This is a genomic window from Cellulomonas gilvus ATCC 13127 (genome assembly GCF_000218545.1).
Taxonomy (GTDB): domain Bacteria; phylum Actinomycetota; class Actinomycetes; order Actinomycetales; family Cellulomonadaceae; genus Cellulomonas; species Cellulomonas gilvus.
Genome location: NC_015671.1, coordinates 620623 through 635273 on the forward strand (window position 1 = coordinate 620623; position 14651 = coordinate 635273).

The window sequence follows — 14651 nt, forward strand, 5'->3', positions numbered from 1 at the left end:
TCTGGAACTCCCGGGGTCGAATCGTTACGGTCGGGGGATGGGCGACGGCGTTCAGGACCTGTACCTGCGGGACCGGCCCGTGCGCACGCTCGCGCGGCTGTTCCGCGGTCAGCGCGGGCGGCTCGTGGTCGCGGCGCTCGCGTTCACGCTCAAGCACTCGCCCATCTGGGTCCTGCCGCTGCTCACGGCCAACGTCATCGACGTCGTCGTCGACCACCGCCCGCTGACGCAGCTGTGGATCAACGCGGCCGTGATGGCCGTGCTCATCCTGCAGAACCTGCCGCTGCACCAGGTGTACACGCGCATGCTGTCCCGCGCGGTCCGCACCGTGGAGACCGGCCTGCGGATGTCGCTCGCGCAGCGCCTGCAGGAGCTCTCGATCGGCTTCCACCGGCGCGTGAGCGCGGGCGTGCTGCAGGCCAAGATCGTGCGGGACGTGGAGAACGTCGTCGAGAGCACGCGGCAGGCGTTCGACTCGGGCATGGCCGCGGTCACCACGCTCGCCGGCGCGATCGTCATCACCGCGGTACGCGTGCCGCAGTTCCTGCCCGTGTACCTCGTCGCGGTCCCCGCGGGTGCGCTGCTCGTCGTCGCGATGCGCCGGCGCATGTCCGCGCGCAACGCGGCGTTCCGCGCCGAGGTCGAGCACATGTCCGCGCGCGTCTCGGAGATGACGCACCTCATCCCCATCACGCGCGCGCACGGCCTGGAGCGGGACGAGCTGGACCGCATGGACGCCACGCTCGTGGGCGTGCGCAACGCGGGCATCCGGCTGGACGTCACCAACGGCTGGTTCGGCTCGCTGTCCTGGATCCTCATGCAGCTGCTCTCGGTGGCCACGCTCGTGGGTGCCGCGTGGATCGCGTGGACCGGGCGGTTCGGCATGAGTGCGGGCGACGTGACCATGCTGTCCGCGTACTTCGTGGCGCTCACGGGTGCCGTGACCGCGCTCATGTCCCTGACGCCGATCATCGCCAAGGGCCTGGAGTCCGTCCGGTCGATCGGTGAGGTCCTCACGGACCCGGACGTCGAGCGCAACCAGGGCAAGGCGCTCGTGGCGGAGGTCCGCGGCGAGGTCGAGCTGCAGGACGTGCGCTTCGCGTACGACGACGCGCCCGACGAGGCCGCGGTCGACGGCCTGTCGCTGCACGTGCGCCCGGGCGAGACCATCGCGCTCGTCGGTCCGTCCGGCTCGGGCAAGTCCACGGTGCTCAACCTGGTCATCGGCTTCCTGACCCCCACGTCCGGCCGTCTGCTGCTGGACGGCCGCCCCATGACGGAGCTGGACCTGCGCTCCTACCGCCGCCACCTGGCCGTGGTGCCGCAGGAGTCGCTGCTGTTCGAGGGGTCGGTGCGGGACAACGTCACCTACGGCTCGCCCGAGCTCGGCGACCGTGCGGTGACGGACGCGCTGCGGGACGCCAACGCGCTCGAGTTCGTCGAGGCGATGGGCGGCCTGGACGCCGTGATCGGCGAGCGCGGTGCCCGCCTGTCCGGCGGTCAGCGGCAGCGCCTCGCGATCGCGCGGGCCCTGGTCCGCGACCCGCGGATCCTGGTGCTGGACGAGGCGACGTCCGCGCTCGACACCGCGTCCGAGCGACTGGTCCAGGAGGCGCTCGCGCGGCTCATGCGCGGCCGGACCACGTTCGTCGTCGCGCACCGGCTGTCCACCATCCGCGGCGCCGACCGCATCGTCGTCATGCGCGACGGGCGCGTGGTCGAGACGGGCGGGCACGACGAGCTCGTGGCGGCCGGTGGCGCGTACGCCGCGCTGCACCAGCTGGGCGCCGCACCCGCTGCCGGCTGACGCGCGCGGGTGCGCGGCCCGCGGCGCGCGGACCCGGTTCCGGGGTGCGACCCTGGTGCCCCTCGAAGGACGCCGACGAAGGGGTGCGACATGGGTGGACGCCGGGCGCTGCTGGTCGTGGACGTGCAGCCGACGTTCTGCGAGGGCGGCGCGCTGCCCGTACCGGGCGGCAACGCCGTGGCCGAACGCATCGCGCGGCACGCCGCGGCCCACCGGGACCGGTACGACCTGGTGGTGACCACGCAGGACTGGCACGTGGACCCCGGCGGCCACTTCAGCGAGCTGCCCGACTTCGTGGACACCTGGCCGCCCCACGGCGTCGCCGGGACCGCCGAGGCCGAGCTGCACCCGGCGCTCAGCGAGCTGGGACCCGACGTGAGCGTCAAGAAGGGCGAGTTCGCGGCGGCGTACTCGGGCTTCGAGGGCGTCGACGGCGAGGGCCGTGCGCTCGCGACGATCCTGCGCGAGCGCGAGGTGACCGACGTGGACGTCGTCGGCATCGCCGAGTCGCACTGCGTGCGCGCGACCGCGCTCGACGCGCTCGGGCTGGGGCTCGCGACGCGGGTGCTGACGGACCTCACGGTCCCGGTCACCCCCGAGCAGGGGGCCGCCGCGCGCGAGGAGCTGGCCGCGGCGGGCGCGGCGCTCGTCTCCAGCGCGGACGCGTTCGGCGACGACCCGGGTCCGGCGCAGGGGCGCTGACGGTGCGCACGCCGCGCGGCCTCGCGGCGATCGGTGTGGTGGCCGTGCTCGCCGTGCTCGTGGCGGGTTGCTCGGGCACGCCCGAGGTCGGACCGACCGGACCTCGGGTCACGCCGTCACCTGCCCCGTCGGGTGCTGGGCCCGAGCCGTCGGCCGGCGCAGGCCCGTCGGGGCCCGCCACCGTCGACGTGGTCGACGGCAGCGACGTCGCGACCGGGCTGCGCGCACCGTGGGGTCTGGCCGCGCTCGCGGACGGCCGCGTGCTGGTCACGTCGCGCGACGACGCGCGGCTCGTCGTCGTGCGGCCCGACGGACGGGTGCTGGACGTGACCGGACCCGGCGCGGCGCAGCTCGCCGAGCAGGTGGTGCACCGGGGCGAGGGCGGGCTGCTCGGCGTCGCGGTCCTGGGTGACGACGGCGCGCACGACGGGCCGCTCGACGTGGTGCTGTACGCGACGACCGCGCAGGACAACCGCGTGCTGCGCGGCACGCTCGACGGGACCACGCTGTCCGCGCTGCATCCCGTGCTCACCGGCATCCCCGCGGCCGACCACCACGACGGCGGGCGGCTGGCCGTGGGCCCCGACGGCTACCTGTACGTCACCACGGGCGACGCGGGCCGGACCTCGCGGTCGCAGGACGTCGACGACCTGGGCGGCAAGATCCTGCGGATCACCGCGGACGGTCGACCCGCCGACGGCAACCCGTTCCCCGGCTCGCCCGTGTGGAGCCTCGGGCACCGCAACGTGCAGGGCATCGGCTGGGCTCCCGACGGCCGGATGTTCGCCGCCGAGTTCGGTCAGAGCACGTGGGACGAGGTCAACGTGATCCGGCCGGGCGCGAACTACGGCTGGCCGCTGGTGGAGGGCATGGGCGGCGCGGACGGCGGGTTCGTCGACCCGGTGGCGGTGTGGGCGACGTCGGACGCGTCGCCGAGCGGGCTCGCGGTGACCGCCGAGGGTGTCTACGTGGCCGGGCTGCGCGGCGAGCGGCTCTGGCGGCTGCCGCTGCTGGCCGCGGGCGGGGCGGACGCCGACGGCGTGGGGGAGCCGCATGCGCTGCTGACCGGTGAGCTGGGCCGGCTGCGGGCTGTGGCGGTTCTGGGCGACGGCGACCTCCTGGTGCTGACCAACAACACCGACGGGCGCGGCAGGCCGCGCGCGGGCGACGACCGGCTGGTCCGGCTGACCGTGCGCTGACGCTTGCGCCGCACGGTCGTCCACAGGCCCCTCGACGCGCTTCGTCGCTCCCCGGCTACCGTCCCGCCAGCGGCGCCGACGACCCGGCGCGGCGCGGGAGGGGGAGCGTCATGGGGATCGAGATCGGCGTCGACGTCGGACGGCTGCAGGAGCACGCGAGGCACGTCGCGGGGCACGCCGACCGGATGGCCGGGCTGGCAGGTCGGTCCATGGTCGAGCGCGCGGGTCCGGACGCCTTCGGCGTGGTCATGACGCCGTTGGCGCTCGGGTTCGCGGTGAGCCAGGAGGCGTGCACGCGGGCGATCACGTCGCTGGCGATAGCGCTCGAGGCGACGGCCGCGGGGATCGCGGTGTCCACCGCGGCGTACCAGCACGTGGAGGACGCCGTCGTCACGACGCTGGAGCGTGGCCGGGCGCTGGTCGAGGGGCTGACCCGATGAGCCTGGGAGTGGACACCCCGTTCAGCGAGACCTGGACCGGCACCGGGCTGCCGGGCTACGCCGCGGCGTTCGCCGCCGACGTGCAGCAGGGTGACTGGATCGCGGCGTCCGTGGACGGGCTGGGCGCGGTCGCGACGGGCGTGTCCGCGATGATCGACCCGCTCGGCGAGCTGGTGAAGCACGGCGTGGGCTTCCTGCTGGAGAACCTGCACCCACTGTGCGACTGGTTCGACGACTTCACGGGCCACCCGGACCGGGTCAGGGCGCTCGCGGACGAGTGGGCCGCGCTCGGTGCGGGCGTGGACGCGACGATCGAGGACTACTGGCGTGACGTCGACCGGGACATGGCGGGCATGATCGGGCCGCACGCGCTGCGCTACCGGGTGCACGCGGCGGGCCTGTACGCGCACGGGAACGCGGTCGCGGTGCTGTGCACCGTGGTCGCCCAGGCGGTGGAGCAGTGCGCCACGATCGTCCAGGTGGTGCACGACCTGATCCGCGAGGCGATCAGCGAGGTCGTCGCGATGGTGATCTCGGCCGGCGGCTGGACGCTCGCGAGCGGCGGTGCGCTCCTGCCGAAGGTGGTGCTCGACGTGATCCGGCGGGTCGCGCGGCTCGCGGGCAGCCTCGGCCCCCGGGTCGCGGGTGCGCTCGACACGATCGCCGACCTCGCGAAGCTGCTGACGCGGCACGACCGGCTGATGCACGACGGCGTGGTCCAGCTGACGGAGATGGCCACGCGCGCGCGGCTCGCACACGCGGCCGCGCCCGTGGTGGACCGCGCGGGCCTGTTCGCCACCGTGACGTCGCCCGCTGCGCCGCGCACGGCGGACGGCTGACGGGCCGGCGCGCGGACCGGCCGCGGGCGAGATGCCCCGACCGGCCGCGCGCCTGCTCACCTAGGATCGGGCGCATGTCCCGCATCCTGTCGGCCGTCGCGTGGCCCTACGCGAACGGCCCCCGCCACATCGGTCACGTCGCCGGCTTCGGCGTCCCCTCGGACGTGTTCTCCCGCTACATGCGCATGGCGGGGCACGACGTGCTGATGGTCTCGGGCACCGACGAGCACGGGACGCCGATCCTGGTCGAGGCGGAGAAGCAGGGCACGACGCCGCAGGCGCTCGCGGACACCTACAACCGCGTCATCGCAGAGGACCTCACCGCGCTGGGCCTGACGTACGACCTGTTCACGCGCACCACCACGCGCAACCACTACGCGGTGGTGCAGGAGATGTTCCGCACGGTGCACGCCAACGGCTACATGGTCGAGAAGACGACCATGGGCGCCATCAGCCCGAGCACGGGCCGCACGCTGCCGGACCGCTACATCGAGGGCACGTGCCCGATCTGCGGGTACGACGGCGCACGTGGCGACCAGTGCGACAACTGCGGCAACCAGCTGGACCCGATCGACCTGGTCAACCCGCGCAGCCGGATCAACGGCGAGAAGCCGAAGTTCGTGGAGTCCACGCACTTCTTCCTGGACCTGCCCGCGTTCGCGCAGGCCCTCGACGCGTGGCTGCGCACGCGCAAGGACTGGCGTCCCAACGTCCTGAACTTCAGCCTCAACCTGATCGACGACATGCGTCCCCGGGCCATGACGCGGGACATCGACTGGGGGATCCCGGTCCCGCTCGAGGGCTGGGAGTCCAACCCGAACAAGCGCCTGTACGTGTGGTTCGACGCGGTGATCGGCTACCTCTCGGCGTCGATCGAGTGGGCGCGGCGCTCGGGCGACGACGACGCGTGGCGGCAGTGGTGGAACGACCCCGACGCGTTGTCCTACTACTTCATGGGCAAGGACAACATCACGTTCCACTCGCAGATCTGGCCCGCGGAGCTGCTCGCGTACGACGGCAAGGGCAGCCGTGGCGGCGCGCCGGGCCCGTACGGCAACCTGCAGCTGCCCACCGAGGTGGTCAGCAGCGAGTTCCTCACCATGGAGGGGCGCAAGTTCGCGTCGTCGCGCGGCATCGTGATCTACGTGCGGGACATGCTGGCCCGCTACCAGCCGGACGCGCTGCGCTACTTCATCGCGGTGGCGGGCCCGGAGAACCAGGACGCCGACTTCACGTGGGCGGACTTCCTGCGCCGCACCAACGACGAGCTCGTGGCGGGCTGGGGCAACCTGGTGAACCGGACCGCGAGCATGATCCACAAGAACTTCGGGGAGATCCCCGCGGCGGGTCCGCTGCTCGAGGTCGACCGCGCGATCCTCGACCAGTCCCGTGCGGCGTTCACCACCGTGGGCGACCTGGTCGGGACGCACCGGCACAAGGCGGCGATCGGCGAGGCGATGCGCGTGGTGCAGGAGGCCAACCGCTACGTCTCGGAGACCGAGCCGTGGAAGCTGGGCGCGGACCGCGAGCGTCTGGGCACGGTCCTCAACACCGCGGCTCAGGTGGTCAGCGACGCGAACACGCTGCTCGCGCCGTTCCTGCCGCACTCCGCGCAGAAGGTCCACGAGACGCTCGGCGGCGCGGGCGTGTTCGCGCCGCAGCCGCGGCTCGAGGAGGTCACGGACCTCGACGACGCCACGCGCACCTACCCCGTGATCACGGGCGACTATCGCGACGTCCCCGCATGGGCCACGAGCACCCTGGTGCCGGGCACGCCGGTGGCCAAGCCGACGCCGGTGTTCACCAAGCTCGACGACTCCATCGTGGAGGAGGAGCTCGAGCGCTACCGGACGCGCTGATGGCCCGCACGCGCGAGCGCGGCTGGCCCGCCCCGCCCGAGCCGCTCCCGGTGCCCGTGGTGGACAACCACACGCACCTGGACACCGTGGTGGGGTGGCGCGCGGACGGCTGGCGCGGTCCGGCGAGCGACGCGACCGCGCCCGGCGCCGACGAGCCGCCGGGGCTGGACGCGCACCTGGCCCGCGCGGCCGAGGTCGGGGTGCCGCGCATGGTGCAGGTCGGCTGCGACGTCGAGGCGGTGCGCTGGACGGACACCGCGGTGCGCGCGCACGGCGCGCTGCTGGGCGCCGTGGCGATCCACCCCAACGAGGCGGTGCTGCACGCGGGGGTCCTCGAGGTCGCGCCCGACGGCCTGGACCCCGACCCGCAGCCCTGGCACACGATGCCCCTCGACGACGCGCTCGCGCTGGTGGCGACCACGGCCCGCGGCAACCCGCGGATCCGGGCCATCGGCGAGACGGGGCTGGACCACTTCCGCGCGGGGCCACGGGGCAGGAAGGTGCAGCGCGAGGCGTTCCGGGCGCACGTCGCGCTCGCCAAGGAGCTGGGCCTGGCGCTGCAGATCCACGACCGCGACGCGCACGACGAGGTGGTGGACGTGCTGCTGCGCGACGGTGCACCCGAGCGCACGGTGTTCCACTGCTTCTCGGGCGACGAGGCGCTCGCGTCGGTCGCGGCCGAGCACGGCTGGTACTGCTCGTTCGCGGGCCCGGTGTCATTCCCGAGCAACACCCACCTGCGCGCCGCGGCGCGGCTCCTGCCGGCCGAGCTGCTCCTGGTGGAGACGGATGCGCCGTACCTGACCGTGCACCCGTTGCGGGGCCGGCCCAACGCGCCGTACCTCCTGCCGGGCACCGTGCGTGCGCTCGCGGCCGCACGCGGGGCCGACCTGGCGGAGCTGTGCACCGTGCTCGCGCGCACGGCCGAGGCGGTCTACGGCTCCTGGGAGTGAGGCGGGCCCGACACGCCGCGCGACACGCCGTTCGCGGGGTGAGCGCGTGCTCCCGGGCTCACGTCGCGGGCTACCACTGCCGATCACGGATCGGTTACGGTCGGACGGTTGTCCAGCGGCGGCCGCGACCGGCCGCGACGCAGGGCACGACGACCAGGAAGGACGGTCCCGGGTGAGCGCCGCCCGCAGGAGCACGACGCACCGTCGTCGTGCCGCCGCGCCCGCGCGACGCCGGGCCGGGCGCGTCCTCACGCAGGCGCTGGTCCTGGCCCTGGTGGCCGGTGCGACCAGCGCGTTCGCGGTGCTCCACAAGGACGTCGTGGTCGACGTGGACGGCACGCCCGTGCAGGTCGAGGGATTCGGCCGGACGGTCGGGCAGGTGCTGCGCGCGGGCGGCATCGAGACCGGTGAGCGCGACCTCGTCGTCCCGGCGCTCGACCAGGCCGTGGGTCAGGGCGAGCAGATCGTGGTGCGGCACGCGCGGCAGCTGCAGGTCGACGTCGACGGCACGCCGCGCACCGTGTGGACCACCGCGCTCACCGTCGGCGAGGCGGTCGAGGCGCTCGGGCTGCGCGAGGGCGAGGTCCGCCTCTCGGCGTCGCGCTCGTCGTCGCTGGGCCGGGGGACGCTGCACGTCTCGACGCTCAAGGAGATCCACCTGGTGGTCGACGGCCAGGTGATCGACGGCGTGAGCACGGCCGCCACGGTGCGGGACGCGCTGCGGGACATCGGCCTGGTGCTGAACGAGGGCGACCAGGTCTCGGTGCCGCTCGACGCCGCGTCGGTGGACGGCCTCGCGGTGCTGGTCACGCGCGGGGACAGCAGCGGCGAGGTGGTCACGGAGGCGGTCCCGTTCGAGACCGAGGAGGTCGAGGACGCCTCGCTGCCCAAGGGCACCCGGATCATCACGCAGACCGGCCGGGCCGGCGTGCGCACCACCACGTACGAGCTCGAGCGCGTGGGCGGCGTGGTCGTGGGGCGCACCGTGGTCACCTCGGTGATCACCACACCGCCGCGCGACCAGGTGGTCACGGTCGGCACCGCGGACATGCCGACGGACGTGAACGTCTCGCCGGGCACCGCGCAGGCCCTCGGCAAGCAGATGGCGGCGGCCCGCGGCTGGGGCGACGACCAGTTCGCGTGCCTGCTCACGCTGTGGCAGAAGGAGTCGGGCTGGCGGGTGAATGCGGAGAACAGGTCCTCGGGGGCGTACGGCATCCCGCAGGCGCTCCCCGGCTCGAAGATGGCGTCGGTCGCCCCGGACTGGCGCACCAACCCTGAGACGCAGATCACGTGGGGTCTGAACTACATCAAGAGTCGTTACAGCACGCCGTGCGGGGCGTGGTCCTCGTTCCTGTCCCAGGGCTGGTACTGACCCTGGCTTGACCCCGGTGGCCCCTGCCCGGACGTGCGCTTGACCCGCCGTTGACCGACCGCTCGGCAGCCCGGGGCAACCGGCGTTGGACGTCACATCACGATCGGGTTACGGTCGCCTGTCGCTGCACCGGTTCTCAGGCTCGTCTGCCTGCGCCTCGCAGCGCACCCGTCCGCTCGTCGGGCGGGACCAGACAGCCGGATCGGGGATCCGGGACCGACGGTGACGACTCCCTCCAGTCGTCACGGCACAGCCCGGCAGCGCCGGGCGAGCGACGTCGGGTGCCCGTACGGGCACGCCTCGTACCCCGTGCCCGGGCACCACGACGGCTGGAGCCCCGTGCAGTTCTTCACCCGCCTCGTCCGCCCCTTCTCGCGCCTGCGCCCCGAGCGCGGCGCACACCCGACGGTCCCCGAGGACCCCACCCAGCAGCAGACGGCCGATGCCCCGGCCCGTGCGAGCCGCGGTCGCCGGCTCGTCCTGCCCGCCGCCGTCGCGGCGGTCGCACTCGTCGTCGGTGGCGGCACCGCCGCCTACGCGGCCGCGCACAAGACGGTCACGCTCGACGTGGACGGTCAGCTGCGGCAGGTCAGCACGTTCGCCGGCTCGGTCGAGGGCCTCCTGCACGACGAGGGCGTCGTGCTCGGCGCCCGCGACGACGTCAAGCCCCACGGCCGGCTCACGGACGGCGCCACGATCACGGTGCGCAGCGCGCACCAGATCCGCATCTCGCAGGACGGCGAGCAGCGCACGGTGTGGACCACGGCGCTCACGGCGGACGAGGCCCTCGACCTGCTCGCGGCGCGCGACCCCGACGTGCAGCTCGTCGCGTCGCGCTCGGCGAGCGGCGGCCGGCCGCAGCTCACGCTCGACCTGTCGGTGGACGGCAAGGTGACGATCCTCGTGGACGACGAGCGCATCGTCGTCGAGGACGCGCGCACCACGGTGGCCGAGGCGCTCGACCAGGCGGGCGTGGAGCTCACCGACCTCGACCAGGTGTCGCTGCGGAACGACGTGCACGGCCACCCCGTGGTCGTTGTGACGCGCGTCGTCGTGAAGGACGAGACGTACTGGTCCAAGGTCAAGTTCTCGACCACCACGCGTGAGGACCCGGACCGCTACGAGGGTGACGAGGTCGTCCTGACCAAGGGCGTCATGGGCACGCGTGCGATCGTCGAGCGCGTCACGTACGTCGACGGCGTCGAGACCTCGCGCGTGCGGCTCTCCGACGAGCAGACCAAGAAGCCGGTGACCCAGGTCGTCGCGGTCGGCACCAAGGAGCGCCCGGTCGCCAAGAGCAACCCGGGCCCGATCGGTGACACGCGTGACGCCGACTCGCTGAACTGGGCCGCGCTGGCGCAGTGCGAGTCGGGTGGCAACCCGACCATCGTCTCGGCCAACGGGCTGTACCACGGGCTGTACCAGTTCTCGGTCGGCACGTGGGCCTCGGTCGGCGGCTCCGGCCTGCCGTCGCAGGCGCCGGCCGCCGAGCAGACGGCCCGCGCCAAGATGCTCTACCTGCGCTCGGGCGCCGGGCAGTGGCCGCACTGCGGCCCGCGCCTGTTCAGCTGAGCAGCACGGACCCACGGACGCCCCGTCCGGACCCGCCACGCGCGGGACCGGGCGGGGCGTCCCCGTCTCTCTCGTAGGCTCCTCGCCATGACCGTCACGCTGCTGGGCCCCGCGCAGATCCGCGACCTCGCCGCGCGTGCCGGGGTGCGCCCCACCAAGACGCTCGGGCAGAACTTCGTGCTCGACGGCGGCACGGTGCGCAAGATCGTCCGGCAGGCCGACGTCGAGCCGGGCATGCGTGTGGTCGAGGTGGGGCCGGGTCTCGGCTCGCTGACCCTGGGCCTGCTCGAGGCCGGCGCGGACGTCGTCGCGGTCGAGATCGACCCGGTCCTGGCCCGCCTCCTGCCGGGGACCGTGGGTGAGCACGCGGGGCTGCGGCCCCTCGACGAGCCCGGCCGCGTCGCGCTGGCCGACGACGAGGGCCGCATCCGCCTCGAGGTGGTCCTCCAGGACGCGCTCGACGTGACGGAGCTCCCCGGCGAGCCGCCGCGCGCGCTCGTCGCGAACCTGCCCTACAACGTGTCCGTCCCGGTGCTGCTGACGTTCCTCGAACGGTTCGCGTCGCTCGAGCACGGGCTCGTCATGGTCCAGGCGGAGGTCGCGGACCGCCTCGCAGCGCCCCCGGGCAGCCGTACGTACGGCGTGCCGTCCGCGAAGGCCGCGTGGTACGCCGACGTGCGCCGCACCGCGACCGTGGGCCGGTCGGTGTTCTGGCCCGCGCCCAACGTGGACTCGGCACTGGTCCGCCTGGACCGCCGCGAGCCGCCGGTCACCACGGCCACCCGGGAGGACGTGTTCGCGGTGGTCGACGGCGCGTTCGCGCAGCGCCGCAAGATGCTGCGCTCGGCGCTCGCGGGGCTGTTCGGCTCCGCCGACGCCGCGGTCGCGGCGCTCGCGGCCGCGGGTGTGGACCCGCAGGCGCGGGGTGAGACCGTCGACATCGCCGCCTTCGCGCGGATCGCCGAGCACCTTCCGCGCGATCGTGCGGTCCGTGGCACGGTGGAGCCGTGACGCTCAGCTCGCTCGACGTGACCACCACACGGCAGGTGCGCGTGCGCGCGCCCGGGAAGATCAACCTGTCGCTGCATGTGGGCCCGCGCCAGGACGACGGCTACCACGCGCTGACCACGGTGTTCCAGGCGGTCTCGGTGTTCGAGGAGGTCGTCGCGCGGGCGTGCGACGAGCGCGTCGTGACGGTCTCGGGGCCGCAGTCCGAGCTGGTGCCCACGGACTCCTCCAACCTGGCGATGGTCGCGGTCGAGCTCCTGGCCCGCGCGACGGGCATCGACGAGGGCGTGCGGCTGCACATCGACAAGGGCGTGCCGGTCGCGGGCGGCATGGCGGGTGGCTCGGCCGACGCGGCCGCCGCGCTGCTCGCGTGCGACGCGCTGTGGCAGACCGGCCTGAGCCGCGCCGAGCTGGTGGAGCTCGCGGCCGAGCTCGGCTCGGACGTGCCGTTCGTGCTCCAGGGCCACACCGCGGTGGGCCAGGGGCGTGGGCACCTGCTCACGCCCGTCCTGGGCCGTGGCGAGTTCCACTGGGCGTTCGCGGTGCAGGACCGCGGCCTGTCCGCGGGCGTCGTGTACCGCGCGCTCGACGAGCTGCGCGCGATGGGGGACGGCGCCGACGTGGCCGAGCCGCCCGACCTCGACGACGACGTCCCGCTGCTGCAGGCGCTGCGGGCGGGTGATGCGCATGCGCTCGGCGCGGCGCTGCACAACGACCTCGAGCCCGCCGCGCTCGAGCTCGACCCGGACCTGGCCCAGCCGCTCGCGGTCGCGCAGGACGCGGGCGCCCTGGGCGTCGTCGTGTCCGGCTCCGGTCCGACCGTGGCGGCCCTGGCCCGGAGCCGGCAGCACGCCCTGGTCCTCGCGGCGGCGTTCACCGCCGCGGGCGTCGCCGACCGCGTCCTGACGGCAACGGGCCCGGTGGCAGGCGCCCGCGTCATCTCCACCGACTGACCCCCTCCTTTCTTGCCGAGCTGGTACTTGTCCGCCAGGTGGGCACGCCCACCTGGCGGACAAGTACCAGCTCGGCGTGGGGGGTGGGGGTTGACGGGGGAGGGACGGTCCGCGGCGCCGGGCGGGTAGCCTCGTTGTCCTCATGGCTCACCTGCTCGGCGCGGACCGCGTCACCCTCGCGCTGGGCACGCGCGTCCTGCTCGACGCGCTCAGCCTGGGCCTCGACGACGGTCAGCGCATCGGCGTGGTCGGCCCCAACGGCGCGGGCAAGTCGACGTTGCTGCGCGTGCTCGCGGGCGTCCAGGAGCCCGACGACGGGCGGGTTACCCGCGCGGGAGGCACGCGCCTGGCGATGCTCGACCAGCGCGACGACCTGCCGCCCGGCACCGTCCTCGACGTCGTGCACGGCACGGCCGACGCGCACGAGTGGGCGTCGGACTCGCGGATCCGCGCGGTGCACGCCGGCCTCCTGCCGGACGTCGCGCTCGACGCCGACGTCAGCACGCTCTCGGGCGGGCAGCGCCGCCGCGTCGCGCTGGCCGCGCTGCTGGTCCGCGACGACGAGGTGCTGGTGCTCGACGAGCCCACCAACCACCTGGACGTCGAGGGTGTGGCGTGGCTCGCCGAGCACCTGAACCAGCGGTTCGGCCGCGGCTCGGGTGCGCTCGTCGTCGTGACCCACGACCGGTGGTTCCTGGACGCGGTCTGCACGCGCACGTGGGAGGTGCACGACGGCGTCGTCGACCAGTACGAGGGCGGGTACGCCGCGTACGTGCTGGCGCGCGCCGAACGTGCACGGTCGGCGGCGGTCACCGAGGAGAAGCGGCAGAACCTGCTGCGCAAGGAGCTCGCGTGGCTGCGGCGCGGCGCACCCGCGCGCACGTCCAAGCCCAAGTTCCGGCTGGACGCCGCGTCCGCGCTGATCGCCGACGAACCGCCGCCGCGTGACCAGGTCGAGCTGTCGAAGATGGCGACCGCGCGGCTGGGCAAGGACGTGCTGGACCTCGAGGACGTCACGGTCGCACTGGGCGGCCGCACGCTGCTGGACGACGTGACGTGGCGCATCGGCCCGGGGGACCGATACGGCCTCGTCGGCGTCAACGGCGCGGGCAAGACGACGCTGCTGCGGCTCCTGTCGGGTCGCCTGACGCCCGATGCGGGGCGGGTCAAGCGCGGCAAGACCATCCGGGTCGCCGAGCTCCGGCAGGACGTCGAGGACCTCGACGAGCTCGCGGACCTGCGCGTCGTCGAGGTCGTCGAGCGCGAGAAGCGGTCCGTCGTGGTCGGCGGCAAGGAGCTCACCGCGTCGCAGCTGGTCGAGCGGCTGGGCTTCACCAAGGACCGGGCGCGCACGCCCGTACGGGACCTGTCCGGCGGTGAGCGTCGTCGGCTCTCGCTGCTGCGCCTGCTCGTCGGGGAGCCCAACGTGCTGCTGCTCGACGAGCCGACCAACGACCTGGACACCGACACGCTCGCGGCGCTCGAGGACCTGCTGGACGGCTGGCCCGGCACGCTGATCGTCGTCTCGCACGACCGCTACCTGCTCGAGCGCGTGTGCGACCGCCAGGTGGCCCTGCTCGGCGACGGCGCGCTGCGGGACCTGCCGGGCGGCGTCGAGGAGTACCTGACGCTGCGCCGCGCGGGCCTGGCGGCGTCGTCGTCGGCCACGCCGGACCCCGCCGTGTCGTCGTCCGCCGCGCCCGAGACCCCCGCGCTCTCGGCGGCTGACGCGCGCGCGGCCCGCAAGGAGGTCGCACGCATCGAGCGCCGCCTGGCCAAGATCGCCGAGCTCGAGGCCGCGCTGCACGTCGCGCTCGCCGCGCAGGCCACGGACCACGAGGCGGTGCAGCGCCTGGACGCCGAGCTGCGCGCCCTGGCCGCCGAGCGCGACGAGCTCGAGTCCGCCTGGCTCGAGGCCGCGACCCTCACCGACTGACCCCACCC

At 74.2% G+C, this 14651-nt stretch carries 12 protein-coding genes; all 12 read left to right on the forward strand.

Annotated elements, in window-relative coordinates; genetic code table 11:
- Nucleotides 1–37 precede the first annotated feature (37 nt).
- Complete coding sequence (locus CELGI_RS02915; RefSeq protein ID WP_013882618.1) at nucleotides 38–1807, forward strand: ABC transporter ATP-binding protein; 1770 nt, start codon at nucleotides 38–40, stop codon at nucleotides 1805–1807.
- A 90-nt stretch (nucleotides 1808–1897) separates the two neighbouring features.
- Nucleotides 1898–2509 carry an isochorismatase family protein gene (locus CELGI_RS02920; protein ID WP_013882619.1) on the forward strand — a complete coding sequence of 204 codons (612 nt, stop codon included), beginning with the start codon at nucleotides 1898–1900 and terminating at the stop codon, nucleotides 2507–2509.
- A gap of 2 nt (nucleotides 2510–2511) precedes the next feature.
- The gene (locus CELGI_RS02925) at nucleotides 2512–3708 is read left to right on the forward strand and encodes a PQQ-dependent sugar dehydrogenase (RefSeq protein WP_013882620.1); all 1197 of its coding nucleotides are present in this window, start codon (nucleotides 2512–2514) and stop codon (nucleotides 3706–3708) included.
- Between the two features lie 110 nt (nucleotides 3709–3818).
- Nucleotides 3819–4148 carry a hypothetical protein gene (locus CELGI_RS02930; RefSeq protein ID WP_013882621.1) on the forward strand — a complete coding sequence of 110 codons (330 nt, stop codon included), beginning with the start codon at nucleotides 3819–3821 and terminating at the stop codon, nucleotides 4146–4148.
- Entirely contained in the window at nucleotides 4145–4987 is an 843-nt protein-coding gene (locus CELGI_RS02935) for a hypothetical protein (RefSeq protein WP_013882622.1), read from the forward strand. Before CELGI_RS02930 ends, CELGI_RS02935 begins: the two co-directional genes overlap by 4 nt.
- A gap of 74 nt (nucleotides 4988–5061) precedes the next feature.
- Complete coding sequence (gene metG / locus CELGI_RS02940) at nucleotides 5062–6846, forward strand: methionine--tRNA ligase (protein WP_013882623.1); 1785 nt, start codon at nucleotides 5062–5064, stop codon at nucleotides 6844–6846.
- Nucleotides 6846–7799: a TatD family hydrolase gene (locus CELGI_RS02945; RefSeq protein ID WP_013882624.1), complete on the forward strand. Its 954-nt coding sequence runs from the start codon at nucleotides 6846–6848 to the stop codon at nucleotides 7797–7799. Before metG ends, CELGI_RS02945 begins: the two co-directional genes overlap by 1 nt.
- Before the next feature lie 172 nt (nucleotides 7800–7971).
- Nucleotides 7972–9174, forward strand: coding sequence for an aggregation-promoting factor C-terminal-like domain-containing protein (locus CELGI_RS02950; RefSeq protein ID WP_013882625.1), 1203 nt, complete (start codon nucleotides 7972–7974; stop codon nucleotides 9172–9174).
- 222 nt (nucleotides 9175–9396) lie between these two features.
- A complete protein-coding gene (locus tag CELGI_RS17750; protein ID WP_150104646.1) occupies nucleotides 9397–10746 on the forward strand; it encodes a ubiquitin-like domain-containing protein in 1350 nt (449 codons plus the stop codon).
- 87 nt (nucleotides 10747–10833) lie between these two features.
- Entirely contained in the window at nucleotides 10834–11757 is a 924-nt protein-coding gene (gene rsmA / locus CELGI_RS02960; protein WP_013882627.1) for a 16S rRNA (adenine(1518)-N(6)/adenine(1519)-N(6))-dimethyltransferase RsmA, read from the forward strand.
- Nucleotides 11754–12707: a 4-(cytidine 5'-diphospho)-2-C-methyl-D-erythritol kinase gene (locus CELGI_RS02965; RefSeq protein ID WP_013882628.1), complete on the forward strand. Its 954-nt coding sequence runs from the start codon at nucleotides 11754–11756 to the stop codon at nucleotides 12705–12707. Before rsmA ends, CELGI_RS02965 begins: the two co-directional genes overlap by 4 nt.
- A gap of 142 nt (nucleotides 12708–12849) precedes the next feature.
- Entirely contained in the window at nucleotides 12850–14643 is a 1794-nt protein-coding gene (locus CELGI_RS02970) for an ABC-F family ATP-binding cassette domain-containing protein (RefSeq protein WP_013882629.1), read from the forward strand.
- Nucleotides 14644–14651 lie beyond the last annotated feature (8 nt).